Consider the following 25,791-nt stretch of genomic DNA (forward strand, 5'->3'; position numbering starts at 1 on the left):
TCACCAACAGGTCGGGCAGTGGCAGAAACGTCCATTGTGCCCGGGGATCCCGGCCCTGGCATGGCTTTCATGGAAGACGAGGGGTTGCGGGCTGCGCTAGTCTTGACGTATGCGTTCCGCGACCCAGCTCCTTAGCGGGCCGCGACGGCCGTCGAGCTGAACTCCTGCCGTCGCGGCAACCCCTCGTTGCGGGAACGAGGGGTTTTCTTATGGGTCAAATCAAACCGAAGGAAAATCGCCGTGAGTGAGTACGATCCGCAGGCGCTGCAGGCCAAGTGGCAGCAGCGATGGGAGGAACAGGACCCCTTCCGGGCGAGCGAGGACGCCGCCGACACCCGGGAGAGGCGCTACCTGCTGGACATGTTCCCGTACCCCTCAGGCGACCTCCACATGGGCCACGCGGAGGCCTTCGGCCTGGGCGACGTGGTGGCGCGCTACTGGTTCCAGAAGGGCTACAACGTCCTGCACCCCATCGGCTGGGACTCCTTCGGCCTGCCCGCCGAGAACGCCGCGATCAAGCGCAACGCCCACCCCGCCGAGTGGACCTACGCCAACATCGAGACCCAGGCGGCCTCCTTCAAGCGTTACGCGATCTCCTTCGACTGGTCGCGGCGGCTGCACACCAGCGACGCCGAGTACTACAAGTGGACGCAGTGGCTGTTCATCCGCTTCTTCGAGCGCGGCCTGGCCTACCGCAAGGGCGGCCTGGTCAACTGGTGCCCCAACGACCAGACCGTGCTGGCCAACGAGCAGGTCGTCGCCGGCAGGTGCGAGCGCTGCGGCGCCGAGGTGGTCCGCCGCGAGCTGACGCAGTGGTACTTCAAGATCACTGACTACGCGCAGCGGCTGCTGGACGACATGGAGCAGCTGCAGGGCGGCTGGCCCGACCGCGTCCTGGCCATGCAGAACAACTGGATCGGCCGCTCCACGGGCGCGGACGTGCAGTTCGAGATCGAGGGCCGCGACGAGCCCGTCACCGTCTACACCACCCGCCCCGACACCCTGTACGGCGCGACGTTCTTCGTCGCCGCCGTCGACTCGGCGCTGGCCGACGAGATCTGCGACGACGAGCACAGGGAGGCCTTCGAGGCCTACAGGTCCGAGGTCGCCAAGCTGAGCGACATCGAGCGGCTGTCCACCGAGAAGGAGAAGACGGGCGTCTTCCTGGGCCGCTACGCGATCAACCCGGTCAACGGCGAGCGCATCCCCGTCTGGGCGGCCGACTACGTGCTGTCCGACTACGGCCACGGCGCCATCATGGCCGTGCCCGCGCACGACCAGCGCGACCTGGACTTCGCCCGCACCTTCAACCTGCCGGTCAAGGTCGTCGTCCACACCGGACTGGCCGACCCGGGCGAGACCGGCATCGCGACCCCGGGTGAGGGCGAGCTGGTCAACTCGGGCACGCTGGACGGCCTGAGCAAGACGGAGGCGATCGCCAAGATCATCGAGGTGCTGGAGGAGCGCGGCACCGGCACCGCGACGGTCAACTTCCGCCTGCGCGACTGGCTGCTGTCGCGCCAGCGGTTCTGGGGCACCCCGATCCCGATCATCCACTGTCCCGACTGTGGCGAGGTCCCCGTCCCCGACGACCAGCTGCCCGTCACGCTGCCTGACGTGCGCGGCGAGGCGCTGGCGCCGAAGGGCATCTCCCCGCTGGCCGGCGCGACCGAGTGGGTCAACGTCGAGTGCCCCAAGTGCGGCGGCGCCGCCCAGCGTGACACCGACACGATGGACACGTTCGTCGACAGCTCCTGGTACTACCTGCGCTACACCGACCCGACCTACGAGGACGGCCCGTTCGACGTCGAGAAGGTCCGCGAGTGGGGCCCGATCGACCAGTACGTCGGCGGCGTCGAGCACGCGGTGCTGCACCTGCTGTACTCCAGGTTCTTCACCAAGGTCCTGTACGACATGGGCATGGTCGGCTTCACCGAGCCCTTCACCCGCCTGCTGAACCAGGGGCAGGTCATCAACCAGGGCAAGGCGATGTCGAAGTCCCTGGGCAACGGCGTCGACCTGGGCCAGCAGATCGACGCGTTCGGCGTCGACGCGGTCCGGCTGACGATGGTGTTCGCCGGTCCGCCCGAGGACGACATCGACTGGGCCGACGTCTCGCCCGCCGCCTCACAGAAGTTCCTGGCCAGGGCCTTCCGCGTCTTCGCCGAGGTGACGAGCGGGCCGGGCGTCTCCTTCGAGGACGGCGACCTGGAGCTGCGCAAGTTCACGCACAGGACGGTCGACGAGGTCACCAAGCTGGTCGAGTCCCACCGCTTCAACGTGGCGGTGGCCAGGATGATGGAGCTGACCTCGGCCATCCGCAAGGCGATCGACTCGGGTCCCGGCGCCGCCGATCCCGCGGTCCGTGAAGGAGCGCAGGCGCTGGCGGTCATGCTGTCGCTCGCCGCGCCGTACACCTCCGAGGAGGGCTGGGAGCGCATGGGCCGCAGCGGCTCGGTGTTCCACGCGGGCTGGCCCGTCGCCGAGCCCGCGCTGCTGGTTCAGGACTCGGTGACGTGCGTCGTGCAGGTGGCGGGCAAGGTCCGCGACCGGCTGGAGGTCTCGCCCGACATCTCCGAGGGCGACCTGCTGGAGCTGGCGCTGGCCTCGGAGAAGGTGCGGGCGCTGGTGCCAGGCGAGCCGCGCAAGGTGATCGTCCGCGCGCCGAAGCTGGTCAACATCGTCCCGTAGCGCCTTCCGCGCGGTTCTTGCGAGCCGCTCGTACGGCACGCGGGCTCACGGCCACCGGGGTCACCCGGTGGCCGTCCGTCTTTCACGCGTCCTCCGGCGGGACTTCGCCGCTCGCCGTCACGTCGCCCGCTGAATCTGCCTGTACCTGACAGCCGATGGCAGGTAGGCGGCGTAGCGTGCGAGGCATGCGATATGTGGCCTTCCTGCGCGGCATCAACGTCAATCCCGCCACCCAGGTCGACATGGCCGCCCTGCGCGCGATGCTGGAGGGCCTCGGCTACAGCGACGTCCGCACCCACCTGCGCAGCGGCAACGCGGTCTTCAGCGCCGAGCCGCAGCCCAGGGAGAAGATCGAGAAGGCGATCCGCGACGGGCTCGCCCTGCCCGTCGCGGTGATGGTGCGCACGGCCGACGAGTTGCGGGCCGTGGTCGACGGCAATCCGCTGGAGGTGCGGGAGCCGGCCAAGTTCGCGGTGGTGTTCCTGTCCGAGCCGCCCGACCGCGAGGAACTGGAAGCCATCGACCCGGCCCGCTACGCGCCTGAGGTGATGCGCATGGGCGAGCGGGAGCTGTACATCGACTTCCCCGATGGTCTGGCCAGGCCCAGGTTGCCCGCGCTGCTGGAGAAGGGGGCGAAGAACGCCGGTACGATGCGCAACTGGAACACCGTCACGAAGCTGCTGGAACTGGTCACGGCTTCCTGAGCGGCGGCGCCTTGCCCTGCGTTCCGGCACAGAAAATCTTCGGCTGCCGGCGGAGCGCGCATTAGTGTGCATCTGTGACAATTGGCGCTTACCTAAGGTATCCGCATCTGTACGGAGACCTGATCACGTTCGTGGCCGACGACGACGTCTGGCTCGCCCCTCTCGACGGAGGAAGGGCCTGGCGGTTCACCGCCGAGCGCACTCCCGCCTCATACCCCCGCTTCTCGCCCGACGGCACCCGGCTGGCGTGGACCAGCACCCGTGAGGGCGCGCCCGAAGCGTTCGCCGCCGAGATCGACGGGCCCGAAGGCGAACGACTGACCCACTGGGGCAGCGCGACGACCGGCGTACGCGGCTGGACGCCTGACGGCCGGGTCCTGGCGATCAGCGCGACGGGTCAGGCCTCGCGCGACAGGACCTGGGCCTACGCCGTACCGCTGGACGGCGGCCAGGCCGAGCGCCTGCCGTATGGATGGGTGAGCGAGGCCGAAGCGAACGCCGACGGCGGCGTGGTGACCGTCTCGCCGGTCTGGCGCGAGCCCTCGCAGTGGAAGCGCTACAGGGGCGGCACCGCCGCCAAGATCTGGATCGACGCAGCGGGATCGGGCGAGTTCACCAGGCTGTTCGCCGACAGCATCGCGCAGTACTGGTCGGCCATGTGGATCGGCGACAGGATCGCCTTCCTGGCCGACCACGAAGGCGTCGGCAACCTCTACTCCGCCCTGCCCGACGGCACCGACCTGCGCAGGCACACCCGGCACGAGGAGTTCTACGCCCGGCACGCCGCCACCGACGGCACCAGGGTGATCTACAGCCACGCGGGCGACCTATGGGTGCTCGACTCGCTCGACGGCGAGCCGTACCGGCTGGACCTCAGGCTGGGCGGCCCCCGCCCCGCGCGCGCACGACGCCCCGCGCCGAGCAGGATCGGCGACTTCGCGCCCGACGCCGGCGGCAGGGCGAGCACCGTCGAGATCCGCGGCAGCGCCCACTGGGTGACCCACCGCGACGGCCCCTCGGGCGTGCTGCGCGCCGAGCCGGGCGTCAGGGTACGACTGCCGCGCGTCCTCGGCGACGACGGCCTGGCCGTCTGGGTCAGCGACGCGACAGGCGAAGACGCGCTCGAGATCGGCCGCGCCGGCGGCGAGATCCGCACGCTGGCCTCCGGCGAGATCGGACGGGTCCTCGACCTGGCCGCCGCGCCCGACGGCAAGCACGTCGCGCTGGCCACCCACGACGGGCGCCTGCTCGTCGTCGACGTCGCGACCGGCTCGATCAGAGAGCTCGACAGGACCGCCAACGGCGACATCAACGGGCTCACGTTCTCGCCCGACTCCGCCTGGCTCGCCTGGTCGCACCCGCACCACGAGCCGCTGCGCCAGATCAAGATGGGCCGCGTCGACGGCACCTCCACCATCGAGGTGACCTCACAGCGCTTCAGCGACTACGCGCCCGTGTTCACCAAGGACGGCAAGCACCTGGCGTTCCTGTCGATCAGGACATTCGACCCCGTCTACGACGCGCACGTGTTCGACCTGTCGTTCCCCGCGGGTGCCAAGCCGTACCTGGTGCCGCTGCAGGCGACCACGCCCTCGCCGTTCGCGCCCTCGCTCGAAGGCCGCAGCTTCAACGGCGCCGAGTCCGGCGACTCCACCGACGACGGCAAGGGCAAGAAGGACGCCAAGCCCGCCACCGAGGTCGACGCCGAAGGGCTGCCCGCCCGCGTCGTGGCCGTCCCCGTCCCCGCCGGGCGCTACACCAACCTGCGCACCGCCAAGGACGCCCTCCTGTGGCTGCGCCACCCCCTGGCCGGCGAACTCGGCGACGGAAGCGACCGCGAGGAGGTCGTCCTCGAACGCTACGACCTCAAGAAGCGCGCGAAGTCCGAACTCGGCAAGGAGGTACGCGCCTTCGAGGTCAGCGGCGACGGCGCCCGCCTGGTCACCAACGGCAAGAACGGCCTGCAGACCCGCTCGGCGAACGAGGGCGACGAGGTCATCACCATCGACCTCGACCGGATCACCGTCACCGTCGACCCCGTCGCCGAATGGCGGCAGTCCTACCACGAGGCGGGACGCCTCATGCGCGACCACTACTGGCGCGAGGACATGAACGGCGTCGACTGGGCCGGCACCCTGGCCCGCTACGCGCCGCTGGTCGAACGGATCGGCGCCTACTCCGAGCTCATCGACCTACTGTGGGAGGTACAGGGCGAGCTGGCCACCTCCCACGCCTACGCCCGCCCCAACGGCGCCGCCGTCGACCCCAAGCGGCGTCAGGGGCTCCTGGGCGCCGACCTCGCGCTCCAGGACGGCTCGTGGGTGGTCGCCAAGATCCTGCCCGGCGAGTCATCCGACCACGCCGCCCGCTCCCCGCTGCTCGCCCCAGGCGTCGCCGTCCGCGAGGGCGACGCGATCGTCGGCGTCGGCGGCCGGCCCGTCGACCCGGTCCGCGGCCCCCAAGCCCTCCTCGCCGGTACGGCGGAACAGCCCGTCGAGCTGACGATCAGGCCGGCCGCGGGCGGCGACACCAGACGCGTGGTCGTGACACCGCTGTCCGACGAGACCGCGGTCCGCTACCACGACTGGGTGGAGAGCCGCCGCGGCTACGTCAGGCAGGCCTCCGGTGGCCGGCTCGGATACCTGCACGTGCCCGACATGGTGGCCAGCGGCTGGGCCCAGTTCCACCGCGACCTGCGCACCGAGATGCCGCAGGAAGGGCTGATCGTGGACGTGCGCGGCAACAGCGGCGGGCACACCTCCGAGCTGGTGCTCGAGAAGCTCTCCCGCAGAGTGTCAGGGTGGGCGATCTCGCGAGGCTACGAGCCGATGCGCTACCCCGAGGACTCCCCGCGCGGCCCGATCGTCGCCGTCACGGACGAGTTCGCCGGCTCCGACGGTGACATCGTCAGCGCCGGCATCAAGAACCGCCGCATCGGGCCGCTCGTCGGCACCCGCACGTGGGGCGGAGTGATCGGGATCGACGGCCGGTACCAGCTGGTCGACGGCACGATCGTCACCCAGCCCCGGTACTCGTTCTGGCTCGACGGCGAGGGATGGACGGTGGAGAACTACGGCGTCGACCCTGACATCGAGGTCGTGATCACACCCCAGGACCGCGTGGCCGGCCGCGACCCGCAACTGGAGAAGGCGGTGGAACTGGCGCTGGAGGCCCTCAACGACCACCCCGCCGCCACCCCGCCCGACCTTCCCCCCGCCGCCCACTAGCGGCACTGCCCCGCTGTGCACAGCTCCACCGTGCACTAGCTCTACGGGCCACTCGCTCTACGGTGCGCCCGCTCTACGGTGCGCTAGCTCCACTGTGCACCGGCCACCCGCCCGCCTCTCGTGCCCCGCACACCGTCGGGGTCACGAGAGGCGGTCACGGGCGAAGGACCCGGGGAAGGCCCACACCTGGTGCCACGTCCGTCCGCGCCTGTGCAGACCGGAACGGCCTGCCGCCGGCAGTGTCGTCCTGTGGAGGCCTCGGCGAACATCGGGGGCAGGTGCCTCTGCGCATCCGCGTTGGTGCTTGGTGCGCACCCGCGCTGTGCCGGCGCGGTCGAGCCCGCCTGCCTTCCCGGCTGGGCGGGGAAGTCCAACCGAACGTTTCCGGGGGCGACCTGGCAGCCCCGCCCCTTCCAGCGGGGATGGGGCAGTGTCGTTGACAGCGTCAGGCCGACCTGAGCGGAGGCCGTCCTGCCGTTTCAGGTTGGGATGGGGCGGTCTCGTTGACAGCGTCAGGCCGACCTGGGCGCAGGCCCCCCGCCGTGCGCAGGGGTCGTCAGCGGCCGGTGAGCGGTTCGGGCCGAGGTGACGTCGCCGCCGGGATCGCGCACACGCGAGTCAGGCGGTCCAGGACCTCGGTGAGGATCTCGGCCGAGGTCGCGAAGTTGACCCTGACGAACCTCTCCCCACCGGGCCCGAAGGTGGCGCCGTCGCTCACCAGGATGCGCGCCTCTCGCTCGAGCACCTCGGCCATCCCCGGACGGCCCACGTCCAGCCACGCCAGATACGTCGCGTCGGGCGCCACGTACCCGGGCACCCGTGAGGCGATCAGCTGCCGGTTGCGGTCCAGGACGGTCATGGTGTCGCTCAGCCACCCGTCGGCGTGCTTCCACGCGGCCACCGTGGCCTCGACGCCGAACACGTTCGCGCCGCCGTACAGGAAGGAGGGATGGGAGCGGAGTGTCTCGCGGATCCGCGGCGGGCCGAGGTGGGCCAGCGCGCAGCGGACGCCGCCGAGGTTGAAGGCTTTGGTCGCGGACGTGAGGGTGATCGTGCGTTCGGGCAGGATCGAGGCGAACGGGATGTGTTCGGCGGGGGAATAGACCAGGTCGGCGTGGACCTCGTCGGAGACGACTAGCAGGTCGTGCCGTTCGACCTGCTCGGCCAAGGCGGCCAGCTCGGATCTCGTGAAGACCCTGCCCGTCGGGTTGTGCGGGTTGACCAGGACGAGCGCGCGGCAATCAGCCAGGTCCGACAGGTCGGTGCGCAGCACGCGGCCCATCTCCTCGAGTGTGCCGAGGAACGGAGGGTAGGCCGGGGCGTGCATCGCGACCGTGTCACCAGGATCTGTGGCGATGTGGAGCACGACCTGGAGCGCCTGGTTGAGGTCGGAGAAGGCGCGGACGGCTGACGGGTCGGCGGCCCAGCCGTACCGGACGAGCATGCGTTCGGTGAACGCCTCGGCCAGCGGGCCCGCCTGCGGGTCGGCCGCCCAGGCGGGATAGCCCAGGTCGCCGCGGGCGCGTCGCTGGAGTGCCTCGACGATCGCGGGCGCGGTGGGGAAGTCCATGTCGGCGATCCAGCAGGCGATGACGTCAGGACCCGCGTTCGCCCATTTCAGGCCGTCTTTGGTGGGCCGGGGGAAGGTATCGTCCACCCGATCAGTGTCACCCAGAATGTGCGACATGCCCGATGGATACGGATTGCGAGCTGATCTGCCCGCTGGGAGGAGTCGACGGGCGAACCGCCGTGGTGGCCGAGAGCTCGGTACCGGAACACGTTCTGCGGCATGGCCCACCATGCCGGTTCGGCTGTGTCACCTCACAGTAAGGTCGGACGTTGCCTGATGCGGCACTGGAACACGTGCGCCATGAAGACCCAGCTCGGGGTACGCCGACTCGATCGACCCTCGGGAAAGGTGAGGGCCGATCGAGCGGCGAGACACGGCTAGAGGCGGCGGAGGACCGCCACGACCTTGCCGAGCACGCTGGCCTCGTCGCCCGGGATCGGGTCGTAGTTGGCGTTGTGCGGGACCAGCCAGATGTGGCCGTCCTTGCGCTTGAACGTCTTCACCGTCGCCTCGCCGTCGATCATGGCTGCCACGATGTCGCCGCTCTCGGCCACCGGCTGCTGCCGTACGACCACCCAGTCGCCGTCGGCGATCGCGGCCTCGATCATCGAGTCACCGGCGACCTGGAGGAGGAAGAGAGTGCCCTCACCGACGAGCTGCTTGGGCAGCGCGAAGACGTCCTCGACGCTCTCCTCGGCCAGGATCGGACCACCGGCGGCGATGCGGCCGACCAGAGGCACGTAGGCGGCCGTCGGCCTGCTGACCGGCGACTCGTCCTCGCCACCGTCGGGGTCCACCCACAGCACCGGCTCGCCGGGGAGCCTGACCTCAAGGGCGCGGGGGCGGTGCGGGTCACGCCGCAGGTAGCCCTTGCGCTGCAACGCGGTCAGCTGGTGCGACACACTGGAAGTGCTGGTCAGCTGCACGGCCTCGCCGATCTCGCGCATGGACGGCGGGTAGCCGCGCTGCTGCACCGAGTCGCGAATCACCTCAAGGATCTTGCGTTGCCTGGGTGTCAGGCCCAGTGAGTCACGACGGCGGACCGCAAGGTCGCTGACGCCATTGCCGTCATTCGGCTCGCTCATGCTCTCCTCCTCGCCCGGCGGCATGCCTCACCGGCCCACCTTCCGGTCCGTGGTCTTCATGTCGCACACAGCGACCGTACCGCCGATGAAGATCAACTTCAAACAATTGTTCGAGTCTTCCTCGAAATCGTCGGTGACGTGGTGTACAACATCGTACGGGAGTTCGATCGACACCGTGTTCGATTCGCTGATCTTTATTTGACCTTTTCCTTGGGTCGACGGTGGCGGGAGGTCATCAGTGCGAGCGACCACAACGACAGATTCGACCAGCCAAGACGAACAACTCACCTTGATCGCGGACATCACGAGAGAGGAGCGCGTGCGTCCTCCCGCTCCTGGAGGCCGACTCCGCCTGGTCCCCCCACCTCGTGGTACGGCAGGGCGCGGCGCGGCGCCTCGCACGGCGAAGGGGCGCGGCGCAGGGGAAGCGTCCGCGGGGGCGGACGGACGGGAGGCCCTGGCCGCCGACGGCGGCGCCAAGGGCAAGCAGGTCGGCGGACGGCCCGCGGGGCCGCGCGAGGCCGGGGGTGGGCGGTCTGCCGGGTCACGAGGGGCATCGGGCGGACGGTCCACGGGGCCACGCGCGGCAGGTGGCGGGCGGTTGCGGGTCGTCCGCGACCAGGGGGTGCAGGACTCGGACGCGCGGGAGGGCACGAGCGGTCCTGAAGGCGGGACGAGAGAGCCGGGGGCGGAGATGGACGGCATGCGGGGCCGGGCGATCGCGACAGGCGATCGATCAGGGCGGACAGGACGCGGCGAAGGTACGCGTGGAGGGCGGGAGGGGCGCCAGAGCGGTCGACGGGGCAAGCGAGGCGGGCTGCGCGGTACGTCGCTGGGCAGGCCGGCCTGGCGACGAAGGGGCGGCGGTCTCCAGACGGGCGCGACACAAGGGCAGAACGCGTTGCCGGGCGGGAACCGGCCCCAGGAGGTGGGGTCGCCCACGGAGCGGACGCGGGAGGTGGGATCGGCGGCGGCCCGGTCCCACGAGGCGCGGTCGGCCACGGTGCCTCAGATCGCGCGGGCGGCGTTGCCCCTGAGTGAGGCCGTCGCGGATCGGCCCAGGCCGATGGCGGTCGACCGAGCCCCGAAGGTGCGCACCGCGGCGAATCGGGGGAAAGCGAGGAAGCGTAGAGCGCGCGAGACCAGGCCGAGGTCGGGCCGGGGTGGGCTCAGGGTGGTCCCGGCAGGGCCGGAGCCGGGTGGAGAGCAGATCCAGCACCCTCCCATGAGGCTGACCAGACGGGGGAGGGTCGTGCTCGTGGGGTTGTTCGCCGTATTGTCCCTGGGAGGCTTCGTGCTCGGCGCCAAGGCCACCAGTTGGGCCATCGCGCAGGAGATGACCGGGACGGGGCGCGAGGGGCTGCCCTGGGTGGTCGTCGAGAAGGGCGACACGCTGTGGACCATCGCGGCCGCGGTCTCTCCGGGCGACGACCCCTCCGCGGTGGCGGGAGAGATCATGCGGCTCAACGGGCTGAACAGCTCACTCATCCGCCCCGGCGGTCGGCTCTACCTGCCCGACCGCGCGCCCTGACCGGCACCTGGGGTATGCGTCGGCCGCCGGCCGAGAGTCGGCGCCCCTTCTTCCTGAGAGACGACGTCCGCTCCACGGCACGCGCTCGGCAACGGCCTGCCCTCGCCAGGTGTGTCGCCCCGGCACGGGAGGGCAGGTGAGCGGTTCTCCGAAGGAGGAACCGTGAAGCTGCTCGTGATCCGTAACTCGAAGGCAGGCGGGGCCGACGACGACATCCGCCGCGCCGCGGTGGCGGCCCTGGAGGCCGGGGCCGATGTGCGGATCTGTGAGGATCCCGAGGATCTCGGCAGGGTGCTGGGGGAGCATTCCGACCGCGTACCCGTGGTCATGGGCGGCGACGGCACCCTGCACGCGCTGGTGGCGGCGCTCGCCGACCGCGGGGAACTGGAAAGCAGGCCGGTCGGGCTGGTGCCGATGGGCACGGGCAACGACCTGGCGCGCGCGGCCGGTCTGCCGCTCGACCCCCCGAGAGCCGCCCGCGTGGTCCTGGACGGGCGCGTGCGCCCCATGGATCTCCTCGCCGATGACAGAGGCGGCATCGTGATCAACGCCGTCCATCTCGGGGTCGGGGCGCTGGGTTCGCGCGAGGCCGTACCGCTCAAATCGCTGCTCCGCCGGGCCGCGTACGTCGTGGGGGCGGTGATCGCGGGCGTGCGGGCGCCGGGCTGGAGGCTGCGCGTCGTCGCGGACGGCGGGACGCTCGCCGACGGGCGGCGCAGGGTCCTGCTGGTCGGCATCGGCAACGGCAGGTCGATCGGCGGCGGAACCCCTCTGACGCCCGACGCCCTGCTCGACGACGGGCTGGCCGACGTGGTGGTCTCCTTCGCCACGGGCCCGCTCGCCCGCCTCGCCTTCGCCCTTCGGCTGCGTCGCGGCGAGCATCCCGATCATGCCGACGTGCGCACCTGCCGGGCAAGGGAGATCACGATCGCGGGGGAGCCCGTTCCCGTCAACGCCGACGGCGAGGTGGGTCCCGAGGTGACGCGCCGTACCTGGACGGTCCGCCACGCGGCCTGGCGCCTTCTGGTTCCCGCACCCGGCAGGAGCGACGATTCCGCGACAAGCCGACCATGACCCGGCCGCCCGATGGAGATACGGGTGCGGCGACCGGCGCATCGCCGGCGTTACTGATCTCGACGGGCGCCCGATGGGGATACGGGTACGGCCCTGTGTTGTTTCTGAAATGCCGCCAAGCCGGTGCACACACAAGGGGTGATGACGGCGGCCCCACTTTGATGCCGATAGCGCTGGTTCGGCAACCGGGCTGATGTCCGCGTGCTGATGTCGGCCGCGGATCCATGGGGACGTATGGTCGCACCGGGGTGGCGGATCCGGAGTGTGCTGGCGGCACTCATGGCCATTCTCGCCCTGGCCGGTTGCTCCGCAACTGTGGCACCTCCGCAGATTCCACGGTCGCAGCCGTCATGGGATTCTCTGACGGATGCCGATTCGCGTGCCGCGGCCGATGACATCTGCCCAAGGGGTAAGGGGTCGAGAGGGTTGGACTGCCGGCCGAAAGCGCCAGGATATGAGGACTGCGTCACGCGCCATAAGGCGAAGAACTCGGCCACATCGAGCCAGCAAGCACTGATCGTCGGAATTGAAGGTAGCTGCGGAGCGGGCGGCGTTCCCTAATGGAGAGGGCTGTGCCGCATCCGTCGAACCCCACTTGTCGTGCCGTACGGGAGCCCCCATCCGGTCTGACGTCGTGTGCGCTGCGAGTGAAAGAGAGTTCTCGCGCTGTCCGGGGAACGTTGATCCGGCTGTCGATTTCGACTGTTCGAAGGCCCGAGACGCCAACTATGAGTGCCGCGACGACCCGCGAGGTGACAACGCGTTCTGCTCGACATATATCGAGGTTCTCGGTTCGTGTCACACGCTTCTTGCGTGCGCCGGTGAAGGACTGTCCCCCATGAGTGCGCATTCGGGATCACTATGAGGATTCAATTGCTTGAGGGATCTGGGAGACGGCATCTTCCAGCAGATCGCGACGTGCGACACCATCTGGCGTCATGCCGTGAGGCTGCGGCGGTCACCAAGGGCTCAGAATGGACCGTCCTTCGCGTTGTACAAGCGGTGCGGACTGGGATGTGGCGAGCTACTCCCCACCTCAGAGAGACAGGGCGAACCTGCCGGAGCGGTGGGTGTGGCGTACGTGTATCCGTTGCACGGAGCCGTTGACCGTGTACATGTGTGCTGGGCGCCTGGGATGGGAGCTATTCCATGGTCGAGGCGGCCATGCACGCCTCTGGCGAACGGGGCGTTGGCGCCGTACATCGCCATGGTGAAATCACCTGTCAACCCCTGTGATCCGCATCTACAGCCGGTCAGACTTCCTCCCCTTCCGTGCCTGATGGTCCATCTCGTGCCTGATGGTCCATCTCGTGTTTGACGGTTCATCTCGTGCTTGATGGTCCATCTCATGAGGCGTCGCCGCCGCCGTGGTCGGCTCGCGTTCGCCGGTGGGAAGCAGGGGCTCGATCGCTGAGTTCGATCGCCACACCCCACCAGACGAACCAGGTCGTCATGATCGGCACCCAGGCGAGGCGGCAAGGCGCCGAGTGCGGTGTTGGCGGCGCTCCGAAATTGTCGGTGGCGTCTGGTGGGATGGAATCCACACCGGCGAGGTGAAGGAGGGATGGCATGGGCTTCGATTTGTGGCTGCCGTTCCTGAAGTGCTGGGGCAGGCAGTGGCCGTTCGCTCGCCTGGCTGCGCCTCGTTCGGCCTTCGAGCAGTCGATCATCGGCGGCCTGCCGGCCTTCTCACCTATCTCCGAGGGGGAGTCGGACGCGGCCGAGATGCGGCTTGGATGTGCGTTCACGCCCTCGTTACGCGCGTTACTCCCGGCGATCAACGACCGGCGGTACGCCGGCCTCGTCTGAGGGTTCCGTGTGGCCGGCGACCGGCGTATGCGAGCCTCGTCCGAGGTTCCGTGTGCCGAGCGCGGAGGTAGGCGGGCTTGGTCCGAGGTTCCGTGTGCCGAACGCGCCGGTGCGCGAGCTTGGTTCGGGGTTCCGTGTGGCCGGCGCCCGGCGTACGCGGGCCTCATCCGAGGGTTCCGTCGTACGGCGGGTGGCGGCGCGGCGTTGAGGCAGAGGCGGATCAAAGGCCTCGGCGATCATGACGGCGTCATCCTCCGCCGGTCGGATGTGAGGGGACACGGATCTGGTCGTCCTGTCGCTCGGTCCGGGACGTACCGACGAGTGCTCGAATTGAGCCGCGCATTCGCCGGTGTCGTGGTCGAGAGTGGGCGCGCGGCGGCATAGGGTCTTGCCTCGTGCCGACGTTCGCCCCCTTCACGGAGATCATCTGCGCCTGTCGACGAGCCGCGACGCGAGGGTGGCGGACCCGAGAACGGCGGCGCGGGCGGTCGTGCCGTGACGAGTCACAGGAGCGTGCGTACGTCACTCACGTGCGACACGCCCGACCCTGAACGGCTGATCAGCGACTTCGATTCACCGGGCCCGGCCAACTTGCGTTCATGGTCGCGCGCTTCTACGGTTGGACCACAACATCTAGTAGTTACACCGATGTAGGTTCACCATAACTTGTGTTTCCGTGACCGGTCCATGGCAGCCCGTGGAGCGGGCGCGAGCATCTGCCGACGAGCATTTTACGAGTGGTGAGCCAGGTGGAGTGTCGAGGAGGCGAAGCGTGCACTGTCCGTTCTGTCGTCACCCGGACACCAGGGTCATCGACAGCCGCTCCACGGACGACGGAGGCGCGATCAGGCGTCGCCGTACCTGCCCTGAATGCGGGCGCAGGTTCACCACGCAGGAGACGGTCCTGCTGATGGTGAGCAAGCGCAGCGGAGTGACGGAGCCGTTCTCGAGGGACAAGGTGGTGGCGGGCGTACGCAGGGCCTGCCAGGGCCGGCCTGTCACAGAGGATTCGCTCGCGCAGCTCGGGCAGCGGGTCGAGGAGGCGATCAGGGCCAGAGGCGCGGCTGAGATCCCCTCCAACGAAGTCGGCCTGGCGATCCTCGGGCCGCTGCGCGACCTGGACGAGGTGGCGTACCTGCGGTTCGCATCGGTATATCGCGGTTTCGAGAGCCTGGCGGACTTCGAGGCCGAGATCAAGCAACTTAAAGCCGAGAAGGGGGAGTCATGACGGAGACGGTCAGCGGGTCAGCGACGCGTGGGGGCAAGCGCAAGGGGTTGAAGATGAAGAGGATCTTCACCAAGCCCGGAGTGCATCCCTATGACGAGATCACGTGGGAGCGCCGCGACGTTGTCATGACCAATTGGCGCGACGGCTCGATCAACTTCGAGCAGCGGGGTGTGGAGTTCCCCGAGTCGTGGTCGGTCAACGCGGCCAACATCGTGACGACCAAGTACTTCCGCGGCGCGGTCGGCACCCCGCAGCGCGAGTGGAGCCTGAAGCAGCTCGTCGATCGCGTGGTCGGGATGTACACCAGGACCGCGGTCGAGAACGGCTACTTCGCCACCGACGAGGATGTCGAGATCTTCGACCACGAGCTGAAGCACGCCCTGGTCAACCAGGTGTTCGCCTTCAACTCGCCGGTGTGGTTCAACGTGGGCACGCAGAGCCCGCAGCAGGTCAGCGCCTGTTTCATCTTGGCCGTCGACGACACCATGGAGTCGATCCTCGACTGGTACAAGGAAGAGGGTGTGATCTTCAAGGGCGGTTCGGGCTCGGGCGTCAACCTGTCCCGCATCCGCTCCTCCAAGGAACTGCTGTCGAGCGGTGGTACGGCCAGCGGCCCTGTGAGCTTCATGCGCGGCGCCGACGCCTCCGCAGGCACCATCAAGTCGGGCGGCGCGACCCGCAGGGCCGCCAAGATGGTCGTCCTCGACGTCGATCACCCCGACATCGAGGAGTTCATCGAGACGAAAGCGCGCGAAGAGGACAAGGTTCGCGCGCTCCGTGACGCCGGGTTCGACATGGACCTGGGCGGCAAGGACATCGTCTCGGTCCAGTACCAGAACGCCAACAACTCCGTCCGCGTCTCCGACGAGTTCATGCGCGCCGTCGACAAGGGCGGCAAGTTCAGCCTGCGCGCTCGCCTGACGGGTGAGGTCATCGAGCAGGTCGACGCCAAGGACCTCTTCCGCAAGATGGCCAAGGCCGCGTGGGAGTGCGCCGACCCCGGCGTGCAGTACGACGACACGATCAACGACTGGCACACCAGCCCCGAGACCGGCCGCATCACCGCGTCCAACCCGTGCTCGGAGTACCTGCACCTGGACAACTCCTCGTGCAACCTCGCCAGCATCAACCTGATGAAGTTCCTGAAGGACGACAACTCCTTCGACATCCAGAACTTCGTGAAGCTCACCGAGCTGATCATCACGGCCATGGACGTGTCGATCACGTTCGCCGACTTCCCGACCGAGAAGATCGGCGAGACCACCCGCGCCTACCGCCAGCTGGGCATCGGCTACGCCAACCTGGGCGCGCTGCTCATGGCGACGGGCCACGCCTACGACTCCGACGGCGGCCGCGCGGTGGCCGGGGCGATCACCTCGCTCATGACCGGCGTGTCCTACCGGCGCAGCGCCGAGCTCGCCGCGGTGGTCGGGCCGTACGACGGCTATGCCAGGAACGCCGACGCGCACAAGCGCGTCATGCGCAAGCACGCGGGCGCCAACGACAGCCTGCGCACCATCGGCACCATGGACGCCAAGATCCACACCGAGGCGTCCAAGCAGTGGTCCGACTGCCTCAGGCTGGGCGAGAAGAACGGCTACCGCAACGCGCAGGCCTCGCTGCTCGCGCCGACCGGCACCATCGGCCTGATGATGGACTGTGACACCACCGGCATCGAGCCCGACCTGGCGCTGGTCAAGTTCAAGAAGCTAGTGGGCGGCGGCTCCATGCAGATCGTCAACCAGACGATTCCGCGGGCGCTCAAGCAGCTCGGCTACCAGCAGGAGCAGATCGAGGCCATCGTCGAGTACATCGGTGAGCACGGCCACGTCGTCGACGCCCCCGGGCTGAAGCGCGAGCACTACGAGGTGTTCGACTGCGCGATGGGCGAGCGGGCGATCGCGCCCATGGGCCACGTCCGCATGATGGCAGCCGCGCAGCCGTTCCTGTCCGGCGCGATCTCCAAGACCGTCAACCTCCCCGAGTCGGCCACGATCGAGGACATCGAGCAGGTCTACATGGAGGGTTGGCGGATGGGCCTGAAGGCCCTGGCCGTCTACCGCGACAACTGCAAGGTCGGCCAGCCGCTGTCGGCCGCGGGTAAGAAGGAGGCCGCTGCCGGCGTCGAGGCGCAGGAGCCCGAGGTCAAGGTCATCGAGGTCAACCGGCCGACCCGGCGCCGGATGCCGAACCAGCGTCCCAGCACCACCACCCGCTTCACCGTGGGCGGCGCCAAGGGCTACATGACCGCCTCGTCCTACCCTGACGACGGGCTCGGCGAGGTCTTCCTCAAGATGTCCAAGCAGGGTTCGACACTGGCGGGTGTCATGGACGCCTTCTCCGTGGCGATGTCCATCGGCCTGCAGTACGGCGTGCCGCTGGAGACGTACGTCAGCAAGTTCGTCAACATGCGCTTCGAGCCCGCCGGGATGACCGACGACCCCGACGTGCGGATGGCGACCTCGGTGATGGACTACATCTTCCGCCGCCTGGCGCTCGACCACCTGCCCTACGACGAGCGGGCCGCGCTCGGCATCTTCTCCGCCGCCGAGCGTACGGCTCAGCAGCGCGGCGAGGACCCCGCGGTCGACAGGGAGGAGCTCGCGCAGTCGGCGCCGATCGAGGCGAAGGCGGTCGAGCCCGCCGCTCCCGCGCCTGCGCGGGAGACCAAGGAGCTGACGCTGGAGAGCCACCAGCGCTTCACCGCCGACGCGCCGCTCTGCATGACCTGCGGCACGAAGATGCGGCCCGCGGGCAGCTGCTACGTCTGCGAGGGCTGCGGCTCCACCAGCGGCTGCAGCTGACACCTGGCTGAACAGGGGGATTCGGAGGGCGACTTCCGAATCCCCTGTTGTCGTCACGGCGTGGCCCGGTCGTCTCGAACCCCCGACCTGCGGGAATCTCTGGTCCCGGTGGGGCCGCGCCACCGGCCTGCGTGCTCGATGGCCGCGCTCCGACCTCGCGCATGCTCTCCGACCTCGCGCATGCTCTCCGACCTCGGTGAGGAGCCAGAGCGGAATAGCTACCCCGGGAAGTGGTGGCCGGACGGGGTGGCTTCGGGGTTTGGGTGGCGGGACCGTGTCAGGTGAGGAGGCGGGCAGGAGTGACTTCGGGGAGTGGACGATCATGTCGAACCATGCGCCGAGCGAGCCGCCCGACAGGCGATGGTCGGCATCATTCTCGGTGGTGTGGCCGGGGCCGATCAGGCACGTCGTCGCGGGTGCGTCGAGCCAGGCCCTGGGTCACGACGTCGGGCATCGGGGGACTCCTCGGTCGTCGAGGAGACCGCCCTCGTAGTTAAACCGAGGTTGAAGTCAAGCTAGCCTGGAGGGCGTGCCGGAGCCCGCAGCGATCTCCAAGGAACTCACGATCGGTGAGCTGTCGCAGCGCAGCGGCGTGCCCGCCTCCGCGCTGCGCTTCTACGAGCGGGAGGGCCTCATCGGCAGCCGCCGTACCATGGGCAACCAGCGCCGATACCATCGCAGCACGCTGCGCAGGGTGGCGTTCATCCGGGCCTCGCAGAGCGTCGGCATGCCGCTGTCGGTGATCGGCGACGTGCTGGGCTTCCTGCCGCCGGACGCGCCGCCCACGCGGGAGTTCTGGGTGCGGGCCTCGCAGTGCTGGAGCGAGGAGATCAACGCCAGGATCGAGAAGATGGAGCGGATGCGCGACAGGTTCACCGAGTGCATCGGTTGTGGTTGCCTGTCGTTCGAGCAGTGCACGCTGGTCAACCCCGGTGACGCGCTGGGAAGGCAGGGGTCTGGGGCCCGCCGCCTGCTGGAGCCCTGACTGGGGGCTCGGGTCGATAGGCGGACCACCAGCCTGGGGGCTCGGGTCGATAGGCGGACCACCAGCCTGGGGGCTCGGGTCGATAGGCGGACCACCAGCCTGGGGGCTCGGGTCGATAGGCGGACCACCAGCCTGGGGGCTGGGGTCGATAGGCGGGCCACCAGCCTGGGGGCTGGGGTCGATAGGCGGGCCACCAGCCTGGGGGCTCAGGTCGACAGGCGCACCACCAGCCTGGGGTCGATCGTCATCGCCTCGACGCCCGAGCCCTGAGGCGCGGTCATGACCGCCGCGACCTGGTCGACCGCCAGGTGGCCGAGCCTGCGTTTGTCGATGTGGATCGTGGTCAGCGGCGGGTCGACCAGCTCCCCGATCGCCAGCCCGTCGAAGCCGAGAAACGCACAGTTGCCCGGTACGGCGAGCCCGAGCCGCATGGCCCTCCGCATCGCCCCGATGGCGATGTGGTCGTTGTAGGCGAACACCGCGGTGACGTCGGGATGCGCGGCGAGCAGTTCGTCCATCGCCGCGGCGCCCCCGTCCACGGAGTTGACCGCGGGCTGGATCCACGTCTCGTCGACCGGCAACCCGTGCTCGGCGGCGAAGGCGAGGTAGAGCTCCCTGCGAGCGTTGTGTGTGCCAGGCCGGGCGTGCGCGTGGTCGTCGATCATCGCGATGCGCCGGTGTCCCTGCTCCATGAGGTGGTCGAGCCCCTGCCTGATGCCGCTGGCGAAGTCGATGTCCACGCCCGGCACCGCCGGTGCGCGGCCGCCTCGGTCGAGCAGCACGAAGGGGATGCCCGAGGCGGCGATCTTGTCGATGGCGCCCGTGTGGAGCAGGAACCCGACGCACGCGTCCACGTGGTTGGGCACGCTTTCGGCGACCGCGAGCTCCTTGTCCAGCTCTGAGCCCGTGGCGTACACGACGACCTGCCAGCCGCGCTCGTCGGCCGCCTCCAGCACGCCGGAGACCACCTCGGGGAAGAAGGGGTTGAGCACATCGGCGATGATCAGCGCGAGCGTGGTGACGTCCTGGCGCACCATGCCACGGGCGAACCTGCTGGGCCGGTAGCCCATCTCCTGGGCGACCTGGAGTACGCGCCGCCTGGTCTCGGGGTCGATCTCGCCCTTGTCGTTGATGGCCCGCGACACCGTCTGGCGGGAGACGCCGGCGGACCGTGCCACGTCGTCGATGGTGACCCTGCGCGACTTCTTCGTCCCTGGCACGACTGAGACTTTAGCCTCCTCTGGCTGCGCTGACGCCGCCACGCGTGAAGGGCGGAGGCAGCGGATGTGGGAGCGCTCACGTGAACGCTCACGGGCCGATCATCGGTCCGCCGCGCGTGGCTGTCAACCACCCCTTGACATCGCCGACGTCACGTCGGAGGCTGCTCGTGAGCGTTCACGTGAACGCTCACGGACAACTCCGACGCCCGCCCCCAGACGGAGGTAGTTCCGCCATGCCTGACCACCGCAGAACGGTCCTGGCGCTCCTGGCCATCGCGGTCGCCGCGACCGCGTGCACCGTGGGGGAGACCGCCCAGCCGGCCCCCGGCGGCACCGGCAGCGCTCCCGCGCGGCAGCAGCAGGAGATCAGCTTCCTGACCTTCGAGACCCCCAACCTCACCCCGGAGTACTGGGACTCGGCGATCAAGCGCGTCACCGACAAGTACCCCGACATCGCGGTGAAGAAGCTCGTCGCGCCGACCGTCGACCGCACGGGCTACGCCAAGCAACTGCTGACCTCCGGCCAGTTCCCCGACGTGATGCTGGCCGTCTCCCCCGCCGACATCGGCGCCGCGCAGAACCTCTATGCGTGGAAGCCCGAGGAACTCGGCGACTTCCTGGTGCCGGACGGCGGCGCGATCGACGGCAAGGTCTACCAGTTGCCCGCCAACACCCAGTCGATCCCCAACGTCTACTACCGCAAGTCGATGTTCGAGAAGGCGGGCATCAGCGCGCCGCCGAAGACCTACGCCGAACTTCTGGAAGCCGGCGCGAAGCTGAAGGCCAAGGGCATGACGCCGTTCGTGGTCGGCGGCGGCAAGGAGGCCTTTCCGAGCGTCCTCCCGCTCACCGCGACGGTGGCGACGGAGGTGTACAGGAAGACCCCCGGCTGGATGACCGACAGGAGAGCCGGCTCGGTCAGGTTCGCCGACCCCGACTTCGTCAAGGCGCTCACGCTCGTCGGCGATCTGGCGGGCAAGGGCTACATCGACAAGGGCATGCTCTCCCTCGACTACGCCGCCACCGAGCAGGCCTTTCTCGCGGGCAAGGGCGCGATGTACCCCATGGGCTCATGGTTCGCCGCCGCGGGTGACAAGAGCGACATCAAGGACGACCTCGGTGTCTTCGCATGGCCGACGGCCGACGGCGCGCCGCTCCTGCCCGGCTACACCGGCGGCGGGCTCGAGGTCAACGCCAACTCCAAGCACCTGGACGCGGCCAAGAAGTTCGCGCTGGCCTTCCAGCTCGACAAGAGCAACCTGGACAACTCCGTGAAGTCCGACGCGCTCTTCCCCGCGATCAAGGGCTACACCCCGCCCGCCGACACCGGCCCCGTCTTCAAGGCCACGTACGACCTGTGGTCGAAGAACGTCCAGGCGAACGCCATGGTGAAGGCCTTCTCGTGGGAGACGGGCGGCGACTCGCTGATCTCCGGCATGACGCCGAAGGTCTACGCCGCGGTACAGGACGTCATCCTGGGCAGGAAGAAGCCCGCCGAGGCCGCCGCCTATCTCGACACCGAATGGGACAAGGCCTCTTGAGGAGACTCGCGCACTTCGGCGTGTTCGCCGCACCCGGCATGCTCGTCTACCTGTGCTTCGTGCTCGCGCCGATCGTGGTGAGCTTCGGATACAGCCTCACCGACCACAACCCCTTCAACCCGCCGAGCAGGTTCGTCGGGCTGCGCAACTACCAGCTGCTCTTCACCGACGAGGAGTTCCTGACCGCGCTGAAGGTGACGGTGATCCTCACAGCGATCATCGTCGTCGTGCCCAACGTCGCAGGACTGGCCATCGCGGTGCTCCTCGACCGCAAGGGCTGGTTCTACAACGCGTGGCGGGCCACGTTCTTCGTGCCCGTCGTGCTCAGCTCGGTCGTGGTCAGCGTGGTCTGGACGCGCATGCTCGCCGACGACGGCATCGTCAACCTGATGCTCGGCACCGACATCGGCTGGCTGTCCGATCCCGACCTCGCGCTCTACTCGCTCGGCGGCATCATGTCGTGGCAGATGCTCGGTTTCTGCGTCGTCGTCTACCTCGCGGGGCTGCAGGCCGTACCGCACGAACTGCAGGAGGCGGCGGCCATCGACGGCGCGGGGGCCGTCGCCCGCTTCCGCAAGGTGACCTGGCCGATGCTGGCGCCCGCGGTCACCGTCAACACCGTCGTCCTGCTGATCACGGCGTTCAAGGCCTATGACCACATCCAGGTCATCACGAACGGCGGGCCGGGGTCGGGCTCGACCGCCACGATCGCGTTCGTGGTGCTGCAGACCGGATTCGTGGCCAACAGGCAGGGTTACGCCTCGGCGATGGCCATCGTGATGCTGGCGATCATCGCGTCGGCGTCGGCGGTGGCGCTGAGGCTGCTGCGGCGACGGGAGGTCGAGCTGTGAGAGCCCTGGTGACGACCGTGGTGGGGGCGCTGTTCGCGGTGCCGCTGTACGTCGTGCTGGCCAACACCTTCAAGCACGGCCCCGACATCGCGCCCGACCCGTTCGGGCCGCCGCTGCCGCCGACGCTGGACAACCTGGCGGCCGTGCTGTCGCGCCCCGACCGGCTGTTCTGGGCCAGCCTCGGCAACAGCGTCATCGTGACGGCGCTGTCGGTCGCGGTGCTGACGATCCTGTCGGCGATGCTCGGGCACTACCTCGCGCGCACGCCGTCGCGGTGGGGGAGAGCGACCGCGCTGTTACTGCTGTGCGGGCTGATGATCCCGCCGCAGGTCATCCTGCTGCCCGTGGTGCGGGTGCTCCAGCTCTTCGACCTGATGACGACCGTGCAGGGGCTGGTGCTGTTCAACGTCGGCTACTACGTGCCGTTCGGGGTGTTCGTCTTCTCGGGGTTCGTCCGGACGATCCCGATCGAGATGGAACAGGCGGCCGCCATCGATGGGGCGGGCCGCCTGGCCACCTTCTGGCGGGTGGTGTTCCCGCTGCTGCGCCCGGCCTCGGCCAGCGCGATCATCTTCTTCTCGGTGTGGATCTGGAACGACTTCCTCAACCCGCTGATCATCCTCGGTCCCAGCCAGGGGACGACGGTGACGACCGGCATCTATCGGGCGGTCGGGCAGTACCAGGTGGACTTCGGCACCGTGTTCGGGCTGATGTTCCTGGCCACGCTACCGATCCTGGTGTTCTACCTCGCCCTGCAGAGGCACTTCGTCAAGGGGCTGACCAGCGGGGCCACCAAGGGGTGAGGAGATCAGCCGCAGTTGCTCCACGCCTTGCTGCCGCCGTGGGAGACCGTCGACTTGCTGTATCCGTTGGCCATCGAGCCGAAGAACTTCACGCACATGCCCTTGCCCTGGAGCTTCACGGGCCCGGCGTAGTACTTGAACCGCCCGGAGTCGGAGTCCTTCTCGACATAGGGCGCGGTGCCGTTGCCGGCCGGACGCGAGACCTGCAGCTCGACCGTGGTGCGGGTGCTGAGCCCCTGGAGCTTGGACTTCATGGTGACGGCGCAGTTGAGCCCGTTCCTGCGGTTGTAAAGCAGGTAGACGGTGCCCAGCGACCCCACCGGCGCCTTGTTGACCACGGCGAAGCCACTGCCGCAGACCCCTTCGGGGGTGTAGCCGGCGGCGTTGGCGGCCGCGGGGACCGCCAGGATCCCGCCGATCATCACCGCAGCCGCGAGAGCAGACTTGAGCACGCTGCCATTCCTTTCGTCAGACTGCAGATCATCATGCCGGACATCTCCTGACAATGGGGGCGAAATCTGGAAAGCGGGCTGGTCAGTTCCGCTAGGTTGCATGCATGAATATCGCGATCACCAGCGGATATGTGGTTCCTGTCGACGGCGAACCCATCGACGGCGGCACCGTGCTCATCCAGGACGGCACGATCGTGGCCGTCGGGCGCGACATCGACATTCCCGAGGGCGTGCCGATCGTCGACGCGGCGGGCGGCTGGGTGCTGCCCGGCTTCGTCGAGGCGCACGGCCACCTGGGCGTCCACGAGGAGGCCGACGGCTGGGCCGGCCAGGACACCAACGAGATGACCGACCCCAACGGCGCCAGGTTGCGCGCGCTCGACGCCATCAACCCCGGCGACCTCGGTTTCGGCGACGCGCTGTCGGGCGGCGTCACCACGGCCGTCATCAAGCCGGGCTCGGGCAACCCGATCGGCGGTCAGACGGTGGCGGTGAAGTGCTGGGGCCGTACGGTCGAGGAGATGCTCGTCCGCGAGCCGGTCAGCGTGAAGAGCGCGCTCGGTGAGAACCCCAAGCGCGTGTACGGTGACCAGAAGAAGCTGCCTTCCACCAGGCAGGGTGTGGCCGCGGTGATCCGTGACGCGTTCCGCAAGGCGCAGGACTACCGGGCCAAGCGCGACCAGGCCGAGGCGGAGGGCAAGGCGTTCGACCGCGACGGCACGCTTGAGATCCTGGTGAAGGTGCTGGACGGGGAGCTGCCCTGGTGCCAGCACACGCACAGGGCCGACGACATCGCCACGGCGCTGCGCCTGGCCGACGAGTTCGGCTACCGAGTGATCATCAATCATGGCACCGAGGGCCACCTGATCGCCGACCTGCTGGCCGAGCGGCAGATCCCGGTGATCATCGGCCCGCTGTTCACCAGCAGGTCGAAGGTGGAGCTGCGCAACCGCTCGCTGCGCAATCCCGGCATCCTGGCGCGGGCGGGGGTGGAACTGGCCATCACCACCGACCACCCGGTGGTGCCGATCCATTTCCTGGTCCACCAGGCGACGCTGGCGGTGAAGGAGGGGCTCGACCGCGACACGGCGCTCCGGTCGATCACCGTGAGCCCCGCGAAGATCATGGGTCTTGACGACAGGGTGGGCTCGCTGAAGCCAGGGCTGGACGGTGACGTGGTCATCTGGTCCGGCGACCCGCTGGACGTCATGAGCAGGGCGCTGCGGGTGTTCGTCAACGGGCGGGAGGTGTACTCCTACTCGACCGACACCGGGGAGGGCACGGTCACCGACCCGTACTACCGCGAGTCCTGACGTCGTGCCGGGCGGGGGCGCCGACCTGCGGCTCCCCTGGTTCGGTCGGTGTCCTGCGAACGCCCATCCGGCCCTCAGGGACTCGTGGCCCTCACCGCCGCCCGGACCTCAGGTCTCCGGTTCCCCGGTTCGCCGAGCCCGGGCGGGTCACCCGGGGTGTCCGTCCCCTCGCACCGGCCCATTCCCAGGTCGCCGGTCGCTCGGGCGGGCCTGGTCCTCAGGCCCGCAGGGTCCCGGTTGGGCCCGGTCCCGGGTCGGCCTCATCCCGGGTCGGACGGGTCTCGGTGGGTCGGGTCTCGGGTCGCCGGTCCTTTTGGATCCGGTGTGTCCTCAGGTAGCCCTGCGCCGTGGGCGATGGATGACGAGAGGCTTGAGGCGGCCGTCAGGGGAGGGGTTCGAGCATGCGGTGCGACCGGCGGAGTGCCACACTCACGGCGTCCGACCTGGAGGTCTCCAGCCCCGGCCCCGGCCGTACCTCGACCTCCTCGAGGCCCACCCGCACCCCGCACGCCGAGCAGTGCGCCGCCTGGTCCAGGCGGGTGCCGCAGGCGCTGTGGAAGAACAGCCGCCGCGCCCCCGCCGAGGTGAGGTGGCGCTCGCCCCACTGCGCCAGCGCCAGCACGGGCAGCCAGAGCTCTCTGCCCACCTCCGTCAGCACGTACTCCTCGCGGGGCGGGTTGTCCTGATAGCGCCGCTTGTCCAGCACTCCTGCCTCGACCAGCGCGGCCAGGCGCTGTGACAGCACCGCCCTCGGGATGTCGAGGTGGGCGAGGAAGTCGCCGTAACGGCGCACGCCGTACATCGCGTCCCTGATCACCAGCAGCGTCCAGCGCTCGCCGATCAGTTCGAGCGCCTTGGCCAGCGAGCAGTCCTGCCCGTCGTAGTTCTTGCCGAGTGCCATGA

The 25,791-nt window shown here is 69.1% G+C and carries 19 protein-coding genes; 13 read left to right on the forward strand and 6 right to left on the reverse strand.

Features of this window, described 5'->3' with window-relative positions; genetic code table 11:
• Window positions 1–240: 240 nt before the first annotated feature.
• The 3 genes from leuS (at window position 241) to ACFSKW_RS18930 (ending at window position 6,622) form a co-directional block, all read left to right on the forward strand.
• Window positions 241–2,691, forward strand: a complete 2,451-nt coding sequence (gene leuS, locus ACFSKW_RS18920; protein WP_379573573.1) for a leucine--tRNA ligase — start codon at window positions 241–243, stop codon at window positions 2,689–2,691.
• A gap of 185 nt (window positions 2,692–2,876) precedes the next feature.
• Window positions 2,877–3,395: a DUF1697 domain-containing protein gene (locus tag ACFSKW_RS18925; RefSeq protein WP_379573574.1), complete on the forward strand. Its 519-nt coding sequence runs from the start codon at window positions 2,877–2,879 to the stop codon at window positions 3,393–3,395.
• A gap of 74 nt (window positions 3,396–3,469) precedes the next feature.
• Window positions 3,470–6,622, forward strand: coding sequence for a S41 family peptidase (locus ACFSKW_RS18930; RefSeq protein WP_379573575.1), 3,153 nt, complete (start codon window positions 3,470–3,472; stop codon window positions 6,620–6,622).
• A 556-nt stretch (window positions 6,623–7,178) separates the two neighbouring features.
• Here ACFSKW_RS18930 and ACFSKW_RS18935 read toward each other — a convergent pair.
• From ACFSKW_RS18935 to ACFSKW_RS18945, 3 genes are all read right to left on the reverse strand, one after another.
• Entirely contained in the window at window positions 7,179–8,309 is a 1,131-nt protein-coding gene (locus ACFSKW_RS18935) for a MalY/PatB family protein (protein ID WP_379573576.1), read from the reverse strand.
• A 260-nt stretch (window positions 8,310–8,569) separates the two neighbouring features.
• Complete coding sequence (gene lexA, locus ACFSKW_RS18940) at window positions 8,570–9,277, reverse strand: transcriptional repressor LexA (protein ID WP_379573577.1); 708 nt, start codon at window positions 9,275–9,277, stop codon at window positions 8,570–8,572.
• 27 nt (window positions 9,278–9,304) lie between these two features.
• A complete protein-coding gene (locus ACFSKW_RS18945; RefSeq protein WP_379573578.1) occupies window positions 9,305–9,580 on the reverse strand; it encodes a hypothetical protein in 276 nt (91 codons plus the stop codon).
• A gap of 922 nt (window positions 9,581–10,502) precedes the next feature.
• On the opposite strand from ACFSKW_RS18945, the gene ACFSKW_RS18950 reads away from it, so the two are divergent.
• The 6 genes from ACFSKW_RS18950 to soxR all read left to right on the forward strand — a co-directional run bounded on the left by ACFSKW_RS18950 (window position 10,503) and on the right by soxR (window position 18,708).
• Window positions 10,503–10,808 carry a LysM peptidoglycan-binding domain-containing protein gene (locus ACFSKW_RS18950; RefSeq protein ID WP_379573579.1) on the forward strand — a complete coding sequence of 102 codons (306 nt, stop codon included), beginning with the start codon at window positions 10,503–10,505 and terminating at the stop codon, window positions 10,806–10,808.
• A 162-nt stretch (window positions 10,809–10,970) separates the two neighbouring features.
• On the forward strand, window positions 10,971–11,882 hold the full coding sequence (locus ACFSKW_RS18955; RefSeq protein ID WP_379573580.1) for a diacylglycerol/lipid kinase family protein: 912 nt from the start codon (window positions 10,971–10,973) through the stop codon (window positions 11,880–11,882).
• A gap of 1,569 nt (window positions 11,883–13,451) precedes the next feature.
• Window positions 13,452–13,691 (forward strand): hypothetical protein, encoded by a 240-nt coding sequence (locus tag ACFSKW_RS18960; protein ID WP_379573581.1) that lies wholly within the window; start codon window positions 13,452–13,454, stop codon window positions 13,689–13,691.
• A 772-nt stretch (window positions 13,692–14,463) separates the two neighbouring features.
• Window positions 14,464–14,919, forward strand: a complete 456-nt coding sequence (gene nrdR / locus ACFSKW_RS18965) for a transcriptional regulator NrdR (RefSeq protein WP_183647109.1) — start codon at window positions 14,464–14,466, stop codon at window positions 14,917–14,919.
• Complete coding sequence (locus ACFSKW_RS18970) at window positions 14,916–17,723, forward strand: vitamin B12-dependent ribonucleotide reductase (protein ID WP_379573582.1); 2,808 nt, start codon at window positions 14,916–14,918, stop codon at window positions 17,721–17,723. Before nrdR ends, ACFSKW_RS18970 begins: the two co-directional genes overlap by 4 nt.
• A 529-nt stretch (window positions 17,724–18,252) precedes the next feature.
• A complete protein-coding gene (gene soxR / locus ACFSKW_RS18975) occupies window positions 18,253–18,708 on the forward strand; it encodes a redox-sensitive transcriptional activator SoxR (RefSeq protein WP_379573583.1) in 456 nt (151 codons plus the stop codon).
• Window positions 18,709–18,914: 206 nt separating this feature from the next.
• On the opposite strand, the gene ACFSKW_RS18980 is transcribed toward soxR, so the two are convergent.
• The gene (locus ACFSKW_RS18980) at window positions 18,915–19,928 is read right to left on the reverse strand and encodes a LacI family DNA-binding transcriptional regulator (protein WP_379573584.1); all 1,014 of its coding nucleotides are present in this window, start codon (window positions 19,926–19,928) and stop codon (window positions 18,915–18,917) included.
• Window positions 19,929–20,161: 233 nt separating this feature from the next.
• On the opposite strand from ACFSKW_RS18980, the gene ACFSKW_RS18985 reads away from it, so the two are divergent.
• From ACFSKW_RS18985 to ACFSKW_RS18995, 3 genes are read left to right on the forward strand one after another with little or no spacing between them, the layout of a single operon-like run.
• Entirely contained in the window at window positions 20,162–21,469 is a 1,308-nt protein-coding gene (locus ACFSKW_RS18985; RefSeq protein ID WP_379573585.1) for an ABC transporter substrate-binding protein, read from the forward strand.
• Window positions 21,466–22,320, forward strand: coding sequence for a carbohydrate ABC transporter permease (locus ACFSKW_RS18990; protein WP_379573586.1), 855 nt, complete (start codon window positions 21,466–21,468; stop codon window positions 22,318–22,320). Before ACFSKW_RS18985 ends, ACFSKW_RS18990 begins: the two co-directional genes overlap by 4 nt.
• A complete protein-coding gene (locus ACFSKW_RS18995) occupies window positions 22,317–23,123 on the forward strand; it encodes a carbohydrate ABC transporter permease (protein ID WP_379573587.1) in 807 nt (268 codons plus the stop codon). Before ACFSKW_RS18990 ends, ACFSKW_RS18995 begins: the two co-directional genes overlap by 4 nt.
• 5 nt (window positions 23,124–23,128) lie before the next feature.
• On the opposite strand, the gene ACFSKW_RS19000 is transcribed toward ACFSKW_RS18995, so the two are convergent.
• The gene (locus tag ACFSKW_RS19000; protein ID WP_379573588.1) at window positions 23,129–23,575 is read right to left on the reverse strand and encodes a hypothetical protein; all 447 of its coding nucleotides are present in this window, start codon (window positions 23,573–23,575) and stop codon (window positions 23,129–23,131) included.
• A 104-nt stretch (window positions 23,576–23,679) separates the two neighbouring features.
• On the opposite strand from ACFSKW_RS19000, the gene ACFSKW_RS19005 reads away from it, so the two are divergent.
• Window positions 23,680–24,888 (forward strand): amidohydrolase, encoded by a 1,209-nt coding sequence (locus ACFSKW_RS19005; protein WP_379573589.1) that lies wholly within the window; start codon window positions 23,680–23,682, stop codon window positions 24,886–24,888.
• Window positions 24,889–25,270: 382 nt separating this feature from the next.
• Here ACFSKW_RS19005 and ACFSKW_RS19010 read toward each other — a convergent pair whose 3' ends face one another.
• Complete coding sequence (locus tag ACFSKW_RS19010; RefSeq protein WP_379573590.1) at window positions 25,271–25,789, reverse strand: winged helix-turn-helix transcriptional regulator; 519 nt, start codon at window positions 25,787–25,789, stop codon at window positions 25,271–25,273.
• Between the last annotated feature and the right edge of the window lie 2 nt (window positions 25,790–25,791).

Source organism: Nonomuraea mangrovi, from assembly GCF_042681425.1.
Lineage (GTDB): Bacteria > Actinomycetota > Actinomycetes > Streptosporangiales > Streptosporangiaceae > Nonomuraea > Nonomuraea mangrovi.